The organism is Maritimimonas rapanae, from assembly GCF_057837205.1.
This window is the reverse complement of the sequence record NZ_JBYQFI010000002.1, coordinates 92447-110097: the sequence shown is the minus strand read 5'-3', so window position 1 is coordinate 110097 and position 17651 is coordinate 92447. Positions and strand designations below refer to the sequence as shown.

The 17651-nt window shown below is 31.7% G+C and carries 20 protein-coding genes and 2 tRNA genes; 17 read left to right on the top strand and 5 right to left on the bottom strand.

Annotated features, from left to right (window positions below):
- Positions 1-93 precede the first annotated feature (93 nt).
- From AC3IF2_RS10510 to AC3IF2_RS10490, 5 genes are read left to right on the top strand one after another with little or no spacing between them, the layout of a single operon-like run.
- Positions 94-1470, top strand: a complete 1377-nt coding sequence (locus tag AC3IF2_RS10510) for a short-chain fatty acid transporter (protein ID WP_489167107.1) — start codon at positions 94-96, stop codon at positions 1468-1470.
- Between the two features lie 3 nt (positions 1471-1473).
- Positions 1474-2103 (top strand): leucyl/phenylalanyl-tRNA--protein transferase, encoded by a 630-nt coding sequence (aat, locus tag AC3IF2_RS10505; protein ID WP_489167105.1) that lies wholly within the window; start codon positions 1474-1476, stop codon positions 2101-2103.
- A 21-nt stretch (positions 2104-2124) separates the two neighbouring features.
- On the top strand, positions 2125-2643 hold the full coding sequence (lspA, locus tag AC3IF2_RS10500) for a signal peptidase II (RefSeq protein ID WP_489167103.1): 519 nt from the start codon (positions 2125-2127) through the stop codon (positions 2641-2643).
- A 1-nt stretch (position 2644) separates the two neighbouring features.
- On the top strand, positions 2645-2971 hold the full coding sequence (locus AC3IF2_RS10495; protein WP_489167101.1) for a nucleotide pyrophosphohydrolase: 327 nt from the start codon (positions 2645-2647) through the stop codon (positions 2969-2971).
- A gap of 1 nt (position 2972) precedes the next feature.
- Positions 2973-3221: a hypothetical protein gene (locus AC3IF2_RS10490; protein WP_489167099.1), complete on the top strand. Its 249-nt coding sequence runs from the start codon at positions 2973-2975 to the stop codon at positions 3219-3221.
- Between the two features lie 31 nt (positions 3222-3252).
- Here AC3IF2_RS10490 and AC3IF2_RS10485 read toward each other — a convergent pair whose 3' ends face one another.
- Entirely contained in the window at positions 3253-6384 is a 3132-nt protein-coding gene (locus tag AC3IF2_RS10485; protein ID WP_489167097.1) for a VPS10 domain-containing protein, read from the bottom strand.
- Positions 6385-6446: 62 nt separating this feature from the next.
- On the opposite strand from AC3IF2_RS10485, the gene AC3IF2_RS10480 reads away from it, so the two are divergent.
- Together AC3IF2_RS10480 and AC3IF2_RS10475 are read left to right on the top strand one after the other, a co-directional pair.
- Complete coding sequence (locus AC3IF2_RS10480) at positions 6447-7661, top strand: 3-phosphoshikimate 1-carboxyvinyltransferase (RefSeq protein WP_489167095.1); 1215 nt, start codon at positions 6447-6449, stop codon at positions 7659-7661.
- A 144-nt stretch (positions 7662-7805) separates the two neighbouring features.
- Positions 7806-8309, top strand: coding sequence for a hypothetical protein (locus AC3IF2_RS10475; protein WP_489167093.1), 504 nt, complete (start codon positions 7806-7808; stop codon positions 8307-8309).
- Between the two features lie 35 nt (positions 8310-8344).
- On the opposite strand, the gene AC3IF2_RS10470 is transcribed toward AC3IF2_RS10475, so the two are convergent.
- Positions 8345-8430, bottom strand: a tRNA-Leu gene (locus tag AC3IF2_RS10470).
- A gap of 15 nt (positions 8431-8445) precedes the next feature.
- Positions 8446-8517, bottom strand: a tRNA-Gly gene (locus tag AC3IF2_RS10465).
- A 179-nt stretch (positions 8518-8696) separates the two neighbouring features.
- Here AC3IF2_RS10465 and cyoE point away from each other — a divergent pair.
- From cyoE to tsaB, 10 genes are all read left to right on the top strand, one after another.
- Positions 8697-9602, top strand: coding sequence for a heme o synthase (gene cyoE / locus AC3IF2_RS10460; RefSeq protein WP_489167091.1), 906 nt, complete (start codon positions 8697-8699; stop codon positions 9600-9602).
- A 5-nt stretch (positions 9603-9607) separates the two neighbouring features.
- Entirely contained in the window at positions 9608-10168 is a 561-nt protein-coding gene (locus tag AC3IF2_RS10455) for a cytochrome c oxidase subunit 3 (protein WP_489167090.1), read from the top strand.
- Positions 10169-10299: 131 nt separating this feature from the next.
- Entirely contained in the window at positions 10300-11280 is a 981-nt protein-coding gene (locus AC3IF2_RS10450) for a cytochrome c oxidase subunit 3 (protein ID WP_489167088.1), read from the top strand.
- Between the two features lie 15 nt (positions 11281-11295).
- Positions 11296-11637, top strand: coding sequence for a cytochrome C oxidase subunit IV family protein (locus tag AC3IF2_RS10445; protein WP_489167086.1), 342 nt, complete (start codon positions 11296-11298; stop codon positions 11635-11637).
- A gap of 53 nt (positions 11638-11690) precedes the next feature.
- On the top strand, positions 11691-12377 hold the full coding sequence (locus AC3IF2_RS10440; RefSeq protein ID WP_489167085.1) for a hypothetical protein: 687 nt from the start codon (positions 11691-11693) through the stop codon (positions 12375-12377).
- Positions 12367-13056, top strand: a complete 690-nt coding sequence (locus AC3IF2_RS10435; RefSeq protein WP_489167083.1) for an SCO family protein — start codon at positions 12367-12369, stop codon at positions 13054-13056. Before AC3IF2_RS10440 ends, AC3IF2_RS10435 begins: the two co-directional genes overlap by 11 nt.
- On the top strand, positions 13057-13587 hold the full coding sequence (locus AC3IF2_RS10430) for a DUF420 domain-containing protein (protein WP_489167082.1): 531 nt from the start codon (positions 13057-13059) through the stop codon (positions 13585-13587).
- The gene (locus AC3IF2_RS10425) at positions 13584-13793 is read left to right on the top strand and encodes a hypothetical protein (protein WP_489167080.1); all 210 of its coding nucleotides are present in this window, start codon (positions 13584-13586) and stop codon (positions 13791-13793) included. Before AC3IF2_RS10430 ends, AC3IF2_RS10425 begins: the two co-directional genes overlap by 4 nt.
- Positions 13794-13907: 114 nt before the next feature.
- Complete coding sequence (locus AC3IF2_RS10420) at positions 13908-15254, top strand: TolC family protein (RefSeq protein WP_489167079.1); 1347 nt, start codon at positions 13908-13910, stop codon at positions 15252-15254.
- Positions 15255-15333: 79 nt separating this feature from the next.
- The gene (tsaB, locus tag AC3IF2_RS10415; protein ID WP_489167078.1) at positions 15334-16008 is read left to right on the top strand and encodes a tRNA (adenosine(37)-N6)-threonylcarbamoyltransferase complex dimerization subunit type 1 TsaB; all 675 of its coding nucleotides are present in this window, start codon (positions 15334-15336) and stop codon (positions 16006-16008) included.
- On the opposite strand, the gene AC3IF2_RS10410 is transcribed toward tsaB, so the two are convergent.
- Together AC3IF2_RS10410 and AC3IF2_RS10405 are read right to left on the bottom strand one after the other, a co-directional pair.
- The gene (locus AC3IF2_RS10410; RefSeq protein ID WP_489167077.1) at positions 16005-16736 is read right to left on the bottom strand and encodes a hypothetical protein; all 732 of its coding nucleotides are present in this window, start codon (positions 16734-16736) and stop codon (positions 16005-16007) included. The two genes, tsaB and AC3IF2_RS10410, sit on opposite strands and share 4 nt — an antisense overlap.
- 94 nt (positions 16737-16830) lie before the next feature.
- Entirely contained in the window at positions 16831-17646 is an 816-nt protein-coding gene (locus AC3IF2_RS10405; protein ID WP_489167076.1) for a mechanosensitive ion channel family protein, read from the bottom strand.
- Between the last annotated feature and the right edge of the window lie 5 nt (positions 17647-17651).

Genomic DNA, 17651 nt, shown 5'->3' with positions numbered 1-17651 from the left:
GTAGTCGAAGGGTCTTTAATTTATATTAGGCTTCTATATGAAGCCTTTTTTTATTCCCTAAAAAAAAGTATTTTCAAGCTCTATTTTCAATTAATGAATATTACAAAATCTATAGAAACATTATTTAAACGTTTCTTACCGTCTCCATTTACCATCGCCATTTTATTAACATTGTTTACTATGTTAATGGCATTGTTTTTTACTAAAAACAACTCTGACGGCAATCATTTTTTAAATATTCTTTCTCATTGGGAGAACGGTATCTGGAATAATAGTTTATTGGTTTTTGCCTACCAAATGATGTTAATTTTGGTACTAGGCCATGTGTTAGTTTTAAGCAAACCAATGAGCTGGCTTATTTCAAAAATCACCAACCTAGTAACAAATACACAAAATGCAGTTGTTTTAATAAGTACAACCACAATGTTGGTTTCATTTTTTAATTGGGGATTGGGACTCATATTTGGAGCTATTTTAGCAAGAAAAGTAGGAGAGCACGCACAGAGAAATAATATAAAAATTAACTATCCGTTAATTGGGGCAGCTGGTTATGTAGGCTTAATGATTTGGCATGGTGGTATGAGTGGCTCCGCCCCTTTAAAAGTAGCCGAATCGGGTCATTTGAAAGAATTGATGCAAGGCATTTCTAATGTAGATTTTATAGATCAATTACCAGATTTAGTCTCTACTTATAGTACCATTTTTAGCTGGTGGAATTTGGTGATTTTCGGAGTGTTATTAGTTGTGATTCCATTATTTTTAAAAATATTGGCTAAAAATGCTGAACCTACTACACTAAATTTACCTGAATATCAATTTGAATCTGATAAGAATGACGATCTAGAAGGTGCAGAAAAATTAGATTATTCTAAATGGTTTGCTTTATTTTTCGGTATTGTAGTATTAATTGCTTTCACATATCAATATTGGGTAAAATTGTTAGACTTTATAATTACACCCAATATGCTCAATTTTTTTATGATTGGTTTGGCCATCGTATTGCATGGCAATTTTAAGAGTTTTCTAAATGCAGTTGAAGAGGCAATTAAGGGAACTTCAGGTATTTTGATTCAATTCCCATTGTATTTTGGTATCATGGGTATTATGAAAAGTACAGGAATGGTGAATGAAATTTCCGATTTTTTTGTTTCTATCGCTAATGAAACGACTATGCCTATTTTTACATTCTTTAGCGCAGGATTGGTCAATATTTTTGTACCTAGTGGAGGTGGTCAATGGGCAGTGCAAGGCCCCATAGTTATTGAATCTGCTTTAAAGCTAGGTGTACCATTACCTAAAGCAATTATGGCGTTGGCATATGGGGATCAAATAACCAATATGTTGCAACCGTTTTGGGCATTACCATTACTTGGAATAACTAAATTAAAAGCTAAAGAGATTTTACCATATACGTTACTGCTAATGTTTGTGGGTACTACTATATATATTTTAGGGTTGCTGCTCTTTTAGAGAATGTATTTATTATCTGATAAAATATGGTTTCCACATGTTAATGAAGCTACTCCAGAAGGAATTTTAGCTATAGGAGGTGATTTATCGACTGAACGCTTGCAACTGGCTTATAAAAGTGGCATTTTCCCTTGGTTTTCTGATAGTGATCCTATTGTATGGTATAGCCCAAACCCTAGAATGGTTTTGTTTCCCGATAAATTAAGAGTTTCAAAGAGTATGCAGCAAATTCTTCGAAAAGAAGATTTTAGAATTACCTTTAATCAAGATTTTGAATCAGTTATACAAAACTGTAAAACCATAAATCGTAAAGATCAAAACGGAACTTGGATAACTAATGAAATGAAGCTAGCCTATATAGAGTTGCATCGAATTGGTTGGGCAAAGTCGGTTGAGGTGTGGCAACATGATGAATTGGTCGGAGGACTGTATGGAGTTGATCTCGGCTCTGTTTTTTGTGGCGAAAGTATGTTTAGTAAAGTTTCAAATGCTTCAAAAATTGCATTTATTTATCTGGTAAGAAGATTAAAAGAAGAGAATTATAAGCTAATTGACTGCCAGGTATATAACGAACATTTAGCTAGTTTAGGAGCTGAAGAAATACCAAGAACAAAATTTTTAACCTACCTTTGAGCCAATCGAATTTTAAGCATAATGAAAGTAAGTCCCGTTACTAGAATCGTACTTATTTTAGCATTAATATTTTTAAATATTAGTTGCGATCAGATCTCCAAACATATAGTTAGAGAAAAAATATCTCCTAACGAACGGATACAAGTAATTAAGAATAATTTGATACTTACCAAAGTAGAAAATTCGGGTGCTGCTTATAGTTGGGGCTCAAACTTAAGCCCAGTAGCTAAAATGATAATTTTACAAATAATTCCTGCTGTTGTATTACTTATTTTATTGGGTATGCTATTGATAAAAAAAGAGTATACCAAAGAAGTGATTTTTGGTTTTTGTTTTATCGTTGGCGGCGGTATAGGTAATATCTTCGATAGAATTGTTCATGGCTCGGTTACCGATTTTATGTATGTAGATTTTGGTTTTTTTGATACCGAAATTTTTAATATGGCAGATGTTTCTATAGTTTTTGGGACATTAATTGTTATAATATTCTCATTATTTGATAAAGAACAGAAACCAGAATTAGAAGAAAATATAGCTTGATATGGATGTGAAAAATGCGCAGTTAGCTGTAGACAAATGGATTAAAAATCATGGAGTTCGCTACTTTAATGAACTCACAAATATGGCTCAACTTACCGAAGAAGTGGGTGAGGTGGCAAGAATAATTGCAAGACGTTATGGAGAGCAAAGTGAAAAAGAATCCGACAAGAATAAAGACCTGGGTGAAGAGCTTGCAGATGTTTTATTTGTGGTGTTGTGTCTTGCAAATCAAACAGGAGTTGACCTGCAAGAAGCTTTTAATAAGAAATTAGATATAAAGGCAAAAAGAGACCACAACAGACATCACAATAATGAAAAATTAAAATAATATGACTTTTGTAGAGAAAATTAAAACACCACTTTTTTGGAAGCATACATTAAGAATAGCTTCGATGTTTTTTATTCTTTTAATTATTATATCACTATTAATAAATAGTTTTTCAGATATTTTAAAGTTTGATACTGAAGCCATTGTTGCTAAAAATTTTGCCAATGGTAATTGGGTGCGCTTCTTTGCAACAAAATTAATTATAAGTGTTGCCTACGGAATGTGGATAATTAATAGAAATATGAAATAAAAAAGAGGGCTTACACAAGCCCTCTTTTTTATTATTTATTTAATTGAATTAAATCTATTGCACTTTCTTTTACTTTCTTGTTGAGTTCTTTAACATCATTATCGAATATCTTATATAAATCTGCTAACTCTTTATCAATCTGTTTCGTAATTTCATTTTTAAAAGCAATAGCCTGATCTGTAGGTCTATAATTACCTATAGATGATAATGAATTTAAATGCCCTAATTTATTATTTAGTTTTATGGGGAAATTTAAAGGATCTTGATTACTCTTACTTTTTGTTTGGTATAAATTATTTTCAATTTTAGTAACATCTTTAGATATTTTAGAGGCAAAATCTAGCAACTCTTTGTATTTATCTTTATCAGTTATAGACTTCTTTAATTGAGCTATTTGATTTTTTACTTTTTTTACATTTTTTAAAGCTTTGTGTATCTCTGTCATTTTATCTCTAACAGAAATCATAAAGTCAAATTGAGCCTTCATATCATCTTCTGTAGCTTCACTTCTTGGATCTTTTAAAATAGTAAATTCTTGAGATTTTGAGTTACCATTTTTAGATAATTCTACAATGTAATTTCCTGGTAAAGCTTTAGGTCCTCTTAAAGAAGCCCACCATAAGATCATACCTTTTACCTTTTCTGCGTCAGGATATACCATATTCCAGTTAAACTGATTGCTCCCTGGCTCTACTTTAAGTTTTTCCTCTTTTTTTTCTTTATCAGGATGGGTTGAATATTTCTTTATTAAATTTCTATTTTTATCTAAAAAGGATAAAGAAATTGTATCAGCTTTGGCTGTGTCTTTTACATAAAAATTCACGGTCACTCCTCCATTGTGATTTTGCCCTTGCGTTTTTGAAGTTGCGCCATTTCCTCCATTCATACGGTAACTATTAATGGGTTTAAACACAAAGAAATCTTGATTTGATAAATCATTTTTCATTTGATGTAATGGTGTCAGATCATCTATCATCCAAAAAGAACGTCCTTGTGTTGCAGCAATTAAATTATCGTTTTTAATTGCTAAATCAGTAATAGGAACTATGGGTAGGTTTAATTGAAATTTTGACCAACTGGCTCCATCATCGAAACTTACATACATACCTCTCTCTGTACCAGCATATAATAAACCTTTACGTTTAGGATCAGCTCTTAAGGCTCTGGTAAAATCTTCGTCGCCAATTCCATTGGTAATTTTTTTCCAGGTTAGACCGTAATCTGTGGTTTTATAAAGATAAGGTCTATAATCACCGGTTTTATATTTTGTACCAACTAGATAAGCACCTCCTTTGTTGAACGGATCAATTTCTATGCAGTTTATCATCATCCATTCAGGCATATTTTTAGGGGTTACATTCGTCCAATCATCTCCACCGTTTTTTGAAATATGTACTAAGCCATCATCAGAGCCTGTCCAAATCAATCCTTTTTCATATGGTGATTCAGCAGCAGCGAAAATGGTTCCATAATATTCAACACCCGTATTATCTTTAGTAATTGGGCCACCAGAAGGGCCTAATGTTTTAGGGTCATTTCTGGTTAGGTCAGGACTTATAATTTCCCAAGACTGTCCTTCGTTAGTTGTTACGTGTAAATGATTAGAAGCGGCATACAATTTTTTAGGATTATTAGGAGAAAAGAATATCGGAAAATTCCACTGAAAACGATATTTAAAATCTTCAGCTCCATGTCCCATAGGATCATCGGGCCAAACATTGATTGCGCGCACTTCATTAGTTTTATGATTTACTCTAGTTAAAAATCCGCCATAACTACCGCCATAAACGATATCATTATCAGTTGGGTCAACAGCTATATGAGCACTTTCGCCTCCAGCGGTAGCTTCCCAATCTTTTTCGGTAATAAATCTTCCGTTAGAACGATGCGAAATTCTTACTGTAGAATTATCTTGCTGTGCACCATAAATACGATATGGAAAGTGATTATCTGTAGTTACTCTATAGAACTGAGAGGTTGGTTGATTATGATATGTAGTCCAATTAGTACCAGCATCGAAACTTACTTGTGCACCTCCATCATCACCAATAATCATACGTTGGTTGTCTTCTGGAGCGATCCAAAGATCGTGATGGTCACCATGTGGAGCATTAAATGTTTTATAAGTTTTACCACCATCCGTTGAACGATGATATCTAACATTTAGAACATATAAAATATTCTCGTCTTGTGTATCAGCATATAGACGAGTGTAATACCAAGCACGTTGACGAAGCTTACGTTCTTTATTTATCAATTTCCATGTTTTACCCGCATCTGTAGATTTATAAACGCCACCATCTTTATTTTCGATGAGTGCCCAAACTATATCAGAATTTACAGGCGAAACAGTTACCCCGCTAATTCCCCAAATGCCCTTTGGCAAGCCTTCGTTTGTAGAAATGTTTGCCCAAGTTTCACCGCCATCAATACTTTTCCATAAAGCAGAGCCTTCACCACCACTTGATAAACTATATGGAGTTCTTCTAACATTCCACGTGCTAGCATATAAAACTCTAGAATTATTAGGGTCAATTATCAAATCAATTGCTCCAGCATCATTATTTGCAAATAAAACTTTCTTCCATGTGGTTCCGCCATCAATAGATTTATACACACCTCTTTCATCAGATGACTTATAGAGGTCACCTAAAACAGCTGCATAAACAATATCTGGGTTTTTAGGATGTATACGTATTCTTGGTACGTGGCGAGAATTTTTTAAACCAATATGTTTCCAAGTTTTACCAGCATCTACAGATTTCCAAATACCATCACCAGAAGATACATTACCACGTACAGTCTTTTCACCGTTACCTACATAGATAACATTATTATCCCATTCGCTAACAGCTACAGATCCTACAGAACCTCCGAAAAATTTATCAGAAATATTTTCCCAAGTATTACCAGCATCTGTAGTTTTCCAGATACCTCCACCAGTGGAACCCATATAAAACAAGTTTGCTTTGCCAGAAACACCAGTTACTGCACCACTTCTGCCACCCCGAAATGGACCAATGTTTCTCCATTGGACAGCATCATAGAATTTTTGATCGAATTTAGTAGTGTTTGTTTGTTTTTTTCTTTTGTACTTTTGGGCGTTGATCGAAAAACTTGTTAGAAATAGAATACTAACAAAGAATAAAGTAAGTTTTTTCATAATATTTGGTTAGTTGAATAGGAAGCTAAAATTAGTAATAAAAATTAACACTTTTTAATTCTGTGGATTTATACTTAGACTATACAGACAAGCAAATTAAGAATGCTAAAATTCAAGTTTCTGGATCTAAAAGTGAATCGAATAGGTTGTTGATTTTAAAACAATGGTTTCCAGACTTTCAACTAAAGAATTTATCAGATTCAGATGATACAAAGCACCTACAAGCCGCATTAAATTCAACTAAAGAAATTATCAATATTGGTCATGCGGGTACAGCAATGCGCTTTTTAACATCGTATTTTTCGGTTAAGAAGGATAGTGAAGTTGTTTTAACAGGTTCTGAACGTATGCAAAACAGGCCAATAAAAGTTTTAGTAGAGGCGTTAAAAATGCTTGATGCTGATATTACTTACGAAAATAAAGATGGTTATCCACCGATAAGAATTAGAGGGAAAGAAATTAGAAAGGATAAGGTTTCAATACCTGGTAATGTGAGTAGTCAATATATTTCTTCGTTATTATTGATTGCTCCTAAGCTTGAAAATGGTTTAGAAGTAGAGTTGTTAGATGAAATTACTTCGAGACCTTATTTAGAAATGACACTTGCATTACTCAATCAGTTGGGTGTTAAAACACAATGGAGTAAAAATAAAATTAAAGTTTTTCCTCAAAAGGAAATCGATGATACGACTATTGTAGTGGAATCTGATTGGAGTTCTGCTTCTTATTATTACAGCTTAGTAGCTATGAGCGAAATAGGAACAGTTATTAAACTATCATCTTATAAAAAAAATAGTTTACAAGGAGATTCTTGCTTAACAGAAATATATGAGGATTTTGGTGTAGAAACAGAATTTCAAGAAAATTCGATTGTCCTAAGAAAAAGAACAATTCATGATTCGCAACCCTTAGCTCACAACTTGGTTAGTGCCCCAGATATTGCTCAAACTATTGCAGTTACTTGTTTTGGATTAGGAATATCTTGTAATCTGACTGGCTTACACACCTTAAAAATAAAAGAAACCGATCGTTTAATAGCATTACAAACAGAACTACAGAAATTAGGAGCAAGTATTCATGTTACAGAAGAGAGTTTGTATTTAAAATCCTCGAAAAATATAAACCCTAATATTAAGATCGAAACCTATAATGATCATAGAATGGCAATGGCATTTGCACCTTTAGCTCTAAGGACACCAATTGTTATTCGAGATGCTAATGTGGTTACTAAATCATATGTTCGATTCTGGAAAGACTTAGAACAAGTGTTAAATTAGGTAAATTATTATCGGTATTACCAAATTTGTAAAGATTTCACTCTTTTTTTACCCTCACAAATGTTAAAAAATGTAACAGAGTTTATTTAATGGCGTCTTTATGTAATAGGAAGCTGTTTCTTAACTAAATCAGAAATTAATAACATGCTGGGGTATTTATCAACCGACGAAAAAGAGACTTCTAAAGATTATCTTAATTGTTTAGATTATTTATTAGGTAATTTTAATGTGGCTCTTTATATGTATCAATCAGATTTTTGGACTAAAGTTGGTGTTGGAAAATCTACTATTTCCTGTAAAGCTAAACTGATGTCTGAAGAGATAGAAATAATTAAAGGTGATGAGGTTATCTCAATGAGCAACACTTTTGGTTATGATGATAAAGATGTTTACAAGCTATTAAATTTAAATCTTTCTACGGGTACAATGGATATCTATAAAGGAAAGGTTTCTGATAAAAAATTAATCTTTTGTAATGCAGATTCAATTCCTAGACTTACAAACGGGAATGATACTTCTTCATCTTACACTTTCAAAATGATCTATAATCAATTATCTGAAAAAGAAAATGAAGTAGTTGTTGGTAGATCTAAAGATGAGGGGCGCACCTGGATTCCTTTTATTAAAACACTCTACCTTAGAAAATAAAAAAGCTCCTAATCTGCTGATTAAGAGCTTTTAAGTACTCGAGATGGGACTTGAACCCATACGGACATTACTGTCCACTGGATTTTAAGTCCAGCGTGTCTACCAATTCCACCACTCGAGCATAGGTATATTTTTGAGCGAAAGACGGGATTTGAACCCGCGACCCTCACCTTGGCAAGGTGATGCTCTACCCCTGAGCTACTTTCGCAGAACATCTTTTAAAAAGAACATACATTTCTTTCAAATGCGAGGGCAAATTTAATACATTTCTACGAATCACAAAGGCTTTTTTTAAGTTTTTGTAAGAGGTTTTTATAAAGACTTATTTTTAACATGGTTAATCGTGATTTATTGGGTATATTTGCATCCGATTTTTAGCAAAAGCACATGCAAACTACATATAGTTCTACTGCAAAAAATACTTCTATAGCAACTGTGTTCGACGATTTAAAACAATTAACAAAGTTTGGCTTATCTATTAGCGTGGTATTTTCATCTATCGCTGGTTATTTATTGGCTGTAGATACCATTCATATTCCTACTTTAATAATGTTGACTATTGGAGGCTATTGTATGGTAGGAGCTTCAAATACATTTAATCAGATTATAGAAAAAGATACTGATAAGTTAATGAAGCGAACCAAAAATAGACCGATACCAGCTGGCAGAATGTCTGTAAATGTGGCCATGGTTATTGGTGTGATATTAACCCTTGCGGGGATTGCGATATTATACAATATCAATGCTAAAACGGCTATGTTCGCTGCTATTTCAATCTTTTTATATGCAAGTGTTTATACTCCTTTAAAATCTGTAACACCATTATCGGTTTTTGTTGGAGCAATACCAGGAGCGATACCTTTTATGTTAGGATGGGTAGCCGCTACTGGAAAATTTGATATAGAACCAGGTATGTTGTTTATGATTCAATTTTTTTGGCAATTTCCACACTTTTGGGCAATAGGTTGGTTAGGATACGATGAGTACAAAAAAGCAGGGTTCAACATGTTACCTACCGGAGAAAAAAATAACAAAGCTACAACACAAATTTTGTTATATACAGTTTGGATGATCTTAATATCTATTTTACCTGTATTTAAATTAACAGGTAGCCTATATTTATCGCCAATTGCCGCTTTATTGGTTTTATTATTAGGAGGTTATATGTTATACTTCGGTATACAATTGCACAAGAAGCAAACAGATATAATTGCTAGAAAATTAATGCTAGCTAGTGTACTATACATTACAGCTTTGCAAGTTATATATGTAGTTGATAAATTTTTACATTGATAGAAATGGAATTAAGATTAAGAGAGAGAACTTCTAAACATATGCTTTACATTTCTATGATAAGTATGGTAATGATGTTTGCCGGACTTACAAGTGCATATGTAATTAGTAGTAAAAGAGAAGATTGGGTGTCTTTAGAGATGCCTCAGGCTTTATATATTAGTACGCTTTTAATCATTTTAAGCAGTATTACATTTATCCTTGCTAAAAGAGGTATAAAAAAAGACAATCGATCTCAAACAACAATATTTTTGATCTTAACATTATTGCTAGGATTAGGGTTTATAGCTTCGCAAGTTCAAGGATTTTATGAATTGCGAGAAGCAGGTTTCTATATGGCTGGTAAAGAAAGCATTGTGTCTTCTTCGCTTTTAATGGTAATATCACTAGCGCATTTAGTTCACGTTTTAGTTGGACTTGTTGTATTGTTAGTTGTTATCTATAATAATTTTAGAAACCGTTATAGTGCTGCCAACTATTTAGGCTTAGATTTAGGCGCTATTTTCTGGCATTTTGTAGATATATTATGGATATTTCTATTTTTATTCTTCTATTATATTAGATAATAATATCTTAGAAAGTCTAAAAAACAATTTTAAACCGTTGGTTTATCTGAGTAAGTTTTTTACTTTTGCTCATTAAACAGAAAGAGGTCTTAAAAAGATCTTGAATAACCAAATTAACTATTCAACTTTATATGGAAGCAACTGTAGCTACTGAAGAATCGAAAGGCGGATTATGGAGCGGAGGAGGAAGCAGGCCTTTTGGTGCTAGTTATGGCAAAATGATGATGTGGTTCTTTATCATGTCTGATGCCTTAACGTTTTCTGGATTTTTAGTGTCATATGGTATGATACGGTTTAAATTTTTAGATAGCTGGCCAATTGCCGACGAGGTATTTACACACATTCCTTTTTCACATGGTAGTTACCCAATGATCTATGTGGCATTTATGACTTTTATACTAATTTTTTCATCTGTAACGATGGTGTTGGCAGTGGATGCAGGCCATCACATGAAAAAAGGAAAAGTAATTCTTTACATGCTGCTTACCATAATTGGAGGATTAATTTTCGTTGGTTCTCAAGCTTGGGAGTGGAAAACATTTATTAATGGTTCTTACGGAGCAGTTGAATTAACAGACGGACAAATAGTTCAATTTACCGATGAAACAGGTCACCAAATAGCCTTAGAAAATTTTGTAAAGTCTCATCATTCAGAAAGGGAGCAATTGAGAAGAAATGATGGCGTTTGGTTTATGTCTGAATCTTCATTGCCTGAATATACTTTAACTGAAGTAGTAGAAAGTTTTAATGCAAATCCTAATGTAAATCTTAGAATAGAGAAGATTGATTTAAGTACTAAGAAGAAAACTATAGTTTCTAAAGAAGAAGCAAAGACTTTACTAGCAAAAGCTAAAAGTGTGGTACGAGGTGCAAACCTAAAAGTAAATGAATATGGTAAAACACTATTTGCCGATTTCTTTTTCTTTATTACAGGTTTTCACGGTTTTCACGTGTTTTCTGGTATCGTAATTAATGTGATTATCTTCTTTAATGTAATTATAGGTACTTACGAAAAAAGAAAGCATTACGAAATGGTTGAAAAGGTTGGTTTATACTGGCACTTTGTAGATTTAGTTTGGGTATTTGTATTTACATTCTTCTATTTAGTTTAAACACGATATTAAAAAATGGCACACGCAGGATCACATACAGCATTAATTTGGAAAGTTTTTGGTTTTCTTTCAATTGTAACTATTGTTGAAGTTGCTTTTGGGATCTATAAACCAGAATCGTTACACTTAACGCAATTTTTAGGAACTAGTTTGTTAAACTGGATATTCTTAATCTTAACCTTAGTAAAAGCCTACGGTATCGCTTGGTACTTTATGCATTTAAAAGACGAGAAAACATGGTTTAGAAGAGCCATAGTTTGGACAGTGATATTTCTAATTGTTTACTTAACCGCCTTGATATTAATAGAAGGTGACTATAAATTTGAACAATTAGCTCCATATTTGCGATGGGGATAACAAATAATTTATAAATAAGCGGTTTTAAACCGCTTTTTTTAGCTTAACACAGTATGTTTAGTTTTTTAAAAAATAAAAAATTCTGGGTCTTATTTATCCTATTCTTTTTTCCTTTAGCATTGTATTTGTTTTTAATTACTGGTACAAATAACTTTGCAAAACTTCCGGTCTTAACAAAAGAAATAGGTGATGTTTCACATTTAATTTCAGAAGATGGAACTGATATATCCTTAAAAGGGAAAATTTCTATTGTCAGTTTTTTAGGTGATGATTTAGACAAATCACAAACTAATGCACTTAACTTGAATCAAAAAATATACAAACGTTTTAATCAGTTTGATGACTTTCAGTTTTTAGTTATACTCCCAAAAGGAAAGGAGAAAGAGGCACAAGAACTCAAAAATAAAGTTGCATTTGCTACAGATATGAGGCGGTGGAAGTTTTTATTTGGAGAGCCAGAAGAAATAAAGGAGCTATTCAATAGTTTTAAAACGGACTATCAAATTGCTAATAACGGCTATTCTAAATACGCATTTATCGTTGATAAGAATATGCACCTACGTGGAAGAACAAATGATGAAGATATCCCCAATGGTATTTTATATGGATATCCAGCAGAGACGGTAGCTCCTATTCATAATAAAATGCTAGATGATGTAAAAGTATTAGTTGCTGAATATAGAATGGCATTAAAACAGAATAGAAAAAAACGTAAAGATTGGTTAAAAAATGAAGAATAAATCATACATAGCTATATCATTTATTGTATTGGTGTTTGGTATTTACGCAATTCCAAAAGTTGTAGATAGAATAAATGATAAAACTGTTGTAGAAGATACCCGAATGAATAAAGTGGTAGAAGGAAAACTTTCGTATCTAACCATTAATAACGAAAAACGAAAAATGCCAGAATTTGCATTTATCAATCAAGATAGTTTATTAATAACTAATAATGATTACAAAGATAAAGTGTATGTGGTAGAATTCTTTTTTACAACTTGTCCAACAATTTGCCCTATTATGAATCGCAATATGTTAAAGTTAGAAAAAGAATATGGGCAAAGAGATGATTTTGGTATAGCATCTTTTTCTATAGACCCTGAAACAGATAGACCATTGGTGTTAAAACAGTATGCAGAAGATTACGGGATAACATCATTAAACTGGCATATGCTTACCATTGATAATAAAGATAAGGTTTATGAATTGTCTAATAAAGGATTAAATATTTTTGCTGAGATTAATCCTGATGTTGCAGGCGGATTTGAGCATCAAGGTTATTTTGCTTTAATAGATAAAAAAGGATATATCCGTTGTAGAAGAGATGAACACGGTAACCCGATAGTGTATTATCAAGGAACAGAGAATGATCAGATAGAATTGTTAAAAGAGGATATTCAAAAATTATTGGAAGAATAGATGAGTCAAGAAATTACTTCAACAAAAAAATATAATAAATGGATCGTTATTCTTTCAATAGCTATTCCATTGGTAGTAGCTGCTTTGTTTGGAGTAAAAATACCAAATGCTAAACCTTTGACCTTCTTACCACCTATTTATGCCACAATAAATGGGATAACCGCTCTAATATTGATAGTAGCAGTTTGGGCTATAAAAAATAATAATAGAAAATTGCATGAAAGATTGATGAAAACTGCAATTGTTTGCTCGGTGATTTTTTTAGTAATGTATATTGCATATCATATGACTTCTGATTCAACTTCTTTTGATGGAGAAGGGACAATTAAATATGTATATTATTTTATTTTAATTACACATATCTTGTTATCAGTTATAATTATCCCTTTTGTGCTAATAACGTATGTAAGAGCAATTACTAATGATTATGAAAGGCATAAAAAGATAGCAAAAATCACTTTCCCTTTGTGGTTATATGTAGCCATTAGTGGTGTTATAGTATATTTAATGATTTCTCCTTATTACGCATGAAAAGAATATTTTTTTTAATATTATTATTTTCTGCTCAATTAGTTGAAGCGCAATGTGCAATGTGTAAGGCAGTAGTTGAATCTGGCGATGCAGAAATTGCAGAAGGGGTTAATTCTGGAATTATTTATTTAATGGCTTTCCCTTACATTTTAGTTGCTGTTGTAGGTTATTTAATCTACAAGAATCGCGAAAAGTTAAAATTTTAACATTTTAATAATAGTGTTAAAATGTAACAAGTTTTACTTTTAAACGTCATATAAGAGATTTAAAATTGAAAACTAACCAAATAAATATAGTTTTTGGTGAAATATAATACATTCATGAAAACAAAACTTACCACTGTAATAGCTGTTTTAGTTATTACTTTTTCATTTGCACAAGATAAAAAATGGACACTTAAACAATGTGTCGACCACGCTTTAGAAAATAACCTTTCAGTACAAAGAGCCAAATTTACAACCGATTTAAGAAAAGAAGACATAAACACTGCTAAGGGAGATTATTTACCAGGAGTTTCTGGATCTGCCTCGCAAAACTTCAATTTTGGTTCTCGATTTCTTCAAGGTATAGGTTTGGCTACTATTGATAATCGTTCTAATAATTTTAGTATTGGTGCTTCAATGACCTTATTTGATGGGTTTAGAATCAAAAATGCTTACACTCAATCTAAAAAAAGTTATGATGCAAGTTTATTAGATTTAGAGAAAATGAAAAATGATATTTCTCTAAATATTGTGAACTCCTACCTTAATGTATTATTTAATAAAGAGAATTTAAAAATTGCAATTGCACAATTAAAAATTAGTGAAGAACAATTTAATAGAACAAAAGAACTGGTAGATGAAGGAGTTCAACCTAAAGGAAACTTATTAGAGGTAGAAGCCACAAAGATTAATGACGAAAATGCCATAGTTACTGCAGAAAATAATGTCGCTTTATCATTACTAGAATTATCTCAACTATTGCAAATTCCTAATCAAGGTTTTGATGTCAAAGACGTTCCAGTCGATATTAATTCGGTTGCGTTATTATATGATAATACTAATGAAATCTTTGAAAAGGCTTTAACAAATCAACCAGATATTAAAAGTTCAGAAATTGCAGTGGAAAATGCTGAAACTGGAATAAGAATTGCAAAGTCAGATTACTTGCCAACTTTAACACTTGGCGGAAGTATTAGTACATTTTACACACATCAACAAGGAATTAAGGACGATAAAAATTCTCCAATCAATCAATTTCCTTTCTTTACTCAACTGGATAATAACTTAGGTCAAAACTTTGGATTTAGTTTAAATATCCCAATTTTCAGCAAAGGGCAAGTAAAAGCAAATGTGAACAGAGCAAAGATTAATCAAGAGATTGCTAAAGTTAATTTATCAGATCAAAAACGTGCTTTAAGAGAAGCTATTGAACGCGCATATATCAATGCTAAAGCAACTTTAAAAGAATATGAAGCTGCACAAAAGTCTGTTGAAGCACAACAATTATCTTTTGACTACGCAAAACAACGCTATGATCTTGGTGCAACAAATTCTTTTGATTTTGAACAAGTAAGAAACAGATTAGTTAACGCGCAAGCTTCTTTAACTAGAGCAAAATATAATTTTGTATTTAGAACTAAAGTGCTTGAGTTCTACTATGGTATTCCAATAATCACAGAGTAACTTAAATTAGTTAACAAAGAGAGACCCTGTTAAGATGTAATACTTAACAGGTCTTTCTATATTTGCAAAAAATTAACCTGTGGGTTTAATACTTAATATAGAAACAGCAACTAAGAATTGTTCTGTAAGTCTTGCTAAAGATGGAAAAATCATTGCTATAGAAGAGTTAAATGATGGTAATTATTCTCATGGCGAAAATTTACATGTTTTTATAGGTAAAGTAGTAAAAGAAGCGAATGTTTCTTTCAATGATTTAGATGCAATAGCTGTTAGTAAAGGACCAGGTTCTTATACCGGATTACGAATTGGCGTTTCTACTGCGAAAGGGTTATGCTATAGTCTTGATAAACCTTTGATTTCAATCTTAACACTTGAAGCGTTAGCTAATTCAATTGAAGTAGAAAGTGAAGCAGTCATTATTCCTTTATTAGACGCTAGAAGAATGGAGGTGTACAGCGCAGTTTTTAATTCAGAATTAAATCAAATAAGAGAAACGAAAGCTGAAATTATAGACGAAAATTCCTTCTTAGAATATTTAGAAAAAAACAAAGTATATTTTTTAGGAGACGGTTCCGAAAAATGTAAAGAAATAATTGAGCATGAGAATTTAATTTTTTTAGATAATTATTTTCCTTCCTCGAAAGAGATGGCAAAATTATCATTCGAAAAGTATAAAAAAAGCGACATCGAAGATGTCGCCTATTTTGAACCCTTTTATTTAAAGGATTTTATAGTAACTCAAAAAAAATCTTAACCTTCTTTTTGTTCAGAATAAAAATAGTTTAAAAGCTTTACTAGATTGTCTTCTTTTTTTAAGTTTATTTTTTCAGTTTTAATAAAATTACTCAAATCATCTTTTTTCTCAGGAAACAATTTAAGAAAAGACTTCTTTTTTTCTGGTATAGATATAAGAGAGTTGTTAACTTCAAAATAGTACTTACTGTAATCATTAAAAGATGCTGGAGATCCACTACCATAAGGGTCAGTAGACTCTTTTTTTGGTATAAATTTTTTAGTTCTTTTTAAATAAAGTTTATTATCACCTCTAGATGATATTAAAATGAAATAACCAGATTTACTATTACCATCTTCATCAACATAATTCCTATAGTGGTATCTCTTATCATTTATTTTTGCATATATATTCTCAGACTTTACAAGATCTGTAGCAGACTTGTCGTATAAATTCTTTTTCATTTCTATAGCATCATTATAAATATTATAACGCATATAAAATTCACCTGAATTTTTTGAAATTAATTCTAAAGCCTTTCCCAAAACAAATTCTTCACTTTCGTAGGGAGAACCTTTTACAGTTGAAAGGTCAATTTTAGTATTTTTATCTCTATTGCTATTCACATAATTTAAATAACCATCAGATATTGGGTTTAAGGCATCTTGACTAGCTAAAAAAGCCTGTTGACTAAAAGATGCAATACTTATAAATAAAGTTAAAGTAAGTAGTGTTCTAATAAGAGTCATAATTTAAATTTTACTATACAAAGTTACATTTTTTTCTTGAATATTAATTTTGGAAATTTCTAGATTTTAAATATACATTTTTAGTTAAAAAATCTTAACCTTCTTTCTGAATTTCAACAGCATGTGGATATGGTATTTCAATACCAGCTGCATCTAATGCTTTTTTCACATTTTCAGTAGTTCCAAAATAAACATCCCAATAATCAGCAGGGTCACACCAAGGCCGTACAGCAAAATTGACAGAACTATCAGCCAATTCAGATACATTTACAGTCGGAGTAGGATCTTTTAAAACTTTTTCAGTAGCATTAATAGCACTCATCAATACTTCTTTTGTTTGTTTAATATCGGCTTCGTAAGCAACACCAAAAGTAAGATCAACACGTAATTTACCTTCTTCAGTATAATTAACAATATTACCATTAGATAATATCCCATTTGGTATAATTGCTAATTTATTACCAGGGGTCAATAATTTTGTTACAAAAATTTGAATCTCTTTAACTGTACCTAATTCACCTTGTGCTTCGATAAGATCACCAACTTTAAAAGGTTTAAATATCATAATTAAGACTCCACCTGCAAAATTTGCCAGAGAACCTTGAAGTGCTAAGCCTACAGCTAAACCAGCGGCACCTAATATTGCAACGAAAGATGAGGTTGCAACACCAAGTTGAGAAATAACGGTTACAAATAATAGAGCCTTTAATGTCCAATTAAGTAGATCACCAAGAAATTTTTGTAAAGTTTCATCTAAATCGCGCTTTTTCATCAATTTGCGAGCATATTTAGTTATGATTTTTATTAACCATAGCCCAATAAGTAAAATAATTAAAGCAGTAATTACTTTTGGTGAATACTCTACAATAAGATCTAAACCTTTGTCTAAATATGGTTGTAATTTTTCCATTTAAT

What these genes read in the sequence shown, in the direction of transcription:
- AC3IF2_RS10510 (WP_489167107.1), top strand. Translation starts at nt 94, where the DNA reads ATGAATATTACAAAATCTATAGAAACATTATTTAAACGTTTCTTACCG.
- aat (WP_489167105.1), top strand. Translation starts at nt 1,474, where the DNA reads ATGTATTTATTATCTGATAAAATATGGTTTCCACATGTTAATGAAGCT.
- lspA (WP_489167103.1), top strand. Translation starts at nt 2,125, where the DNA reads ATGAAAGTAAGTCCCGTTACTAGAATCGTACTTATTTTAGCATTAATA.
- AC3IF2_RS10495 (WP_489167101.1), top strand. Translation starts at nt 2,645, where the DNA reads ATGGATGTGAAAAATGCGCAGTTAGCTGTAGACAAATGGATTAAAAAT.
- AC3IF2_RS10490 (WP_489167099.1), top strand. Translation starts at nt 2,973, where the DNA reads ATGACTTTTGTAGAGAAAATTAAAACACCACTTTTTTGGAAGCATACA.
- AC3IF2_RS10485 (WP_489167097.1), bottom strand. Translation starts at nt 6,384, where the DNA reads ATGAAAAAACTTACTTTATTCTTTGTTAGTATTCTATTTCTAACAAGT.
- AC3IF2_RS10475 (WP_489167093.1), top strand. Translation starts at nt 7,806, where the DNA reads ATGCTGGGGTATTTATCAACCGACGAAAAAGAGACTTCTAAAGATTAT.
- cyoE (WP_489167091.1), top strand. Translation starts at nt 8,697, where the DNA reads ATGCAAACTACATATAGTTCTACTGCAAAAAATACTTCTATAGCAACT.
- AC3IF2_RS10455 (WP_489167090.1), top strand. Translation starts at nt 9,608, where the DNA reads ATGGAATTAAGATTAAGAGAGAGAACTTCTAAACATATGCTTTACATT.
- AC3IF2_RS10450 (WP_489167088.1), top strand. Translation starts at nt 10,300, where the DNA reads ATGGAAGCAACTGTAGCTACTGAAGAATCGAAAGGCGGATTATGGAGC.
- AC3IF2_RS10445 (WP_489167086.1), top strand. Translation starts at nt 11,296, where the DNA reads ATGGCACACGCAGGATCACATACAGCATTAATTTGGAAAGTTTTTGGT.
- AC3IF2_RS10440 (WP_489167085.1), top strand. Translation starts at nt 11,691, where the DNA reads ATGTTTAGTTTTTTAAAAAATAAAAAATTCTGGGTCTTATTTATCCTA.
- AC3IF2_RS10435 (WP_489167083.1), top strand. Translation starts at nt 12,367, where the DNA reads ATGAAGAATAAATCATACATAGCTATATCATTTATTGTATTGGTGTTT.
- AC3IF2_RS10430 (WP_489167082.1), top strand. Translation starts at nt 13,057, where the DNA reads ATGAGTCAAGAAATTACTTCAACAAAAAAATATAATAAATGGATCGTT.
- AC3IF2_RS10425 (WP_489167080.1), top strand. Translation starts at nt 13,584, where the DNA reads ATGAAAAGAATATTTTTTTTAATATTATTATTTTCTGCTCAATTAGTT.
- AC3IF2_RS10420 (WP_489167079.1), top strand. Translation starts at nt 13,908, where the DNA reads ATGAAAACAAAACTTACCACTGTAATAGCTGTTTTAGTTATTACTTTT.
- AC3IF2_RS10410 (WP_489167077.1), bottom strand. Translation starts at nt 16,736, where the DNA reads ATGACTCTTATTAGAACACTACTTACTTTAACTTTATTTATAAGTATT.
- AC3IF2_RS10405 (WP_489167076.1), bottom strand. Translation starts at nt 17,646, where the DNA reads ATGGAAAAATTACAACCATATTTAGACAAAGGTTTAGATCTTATTGTA.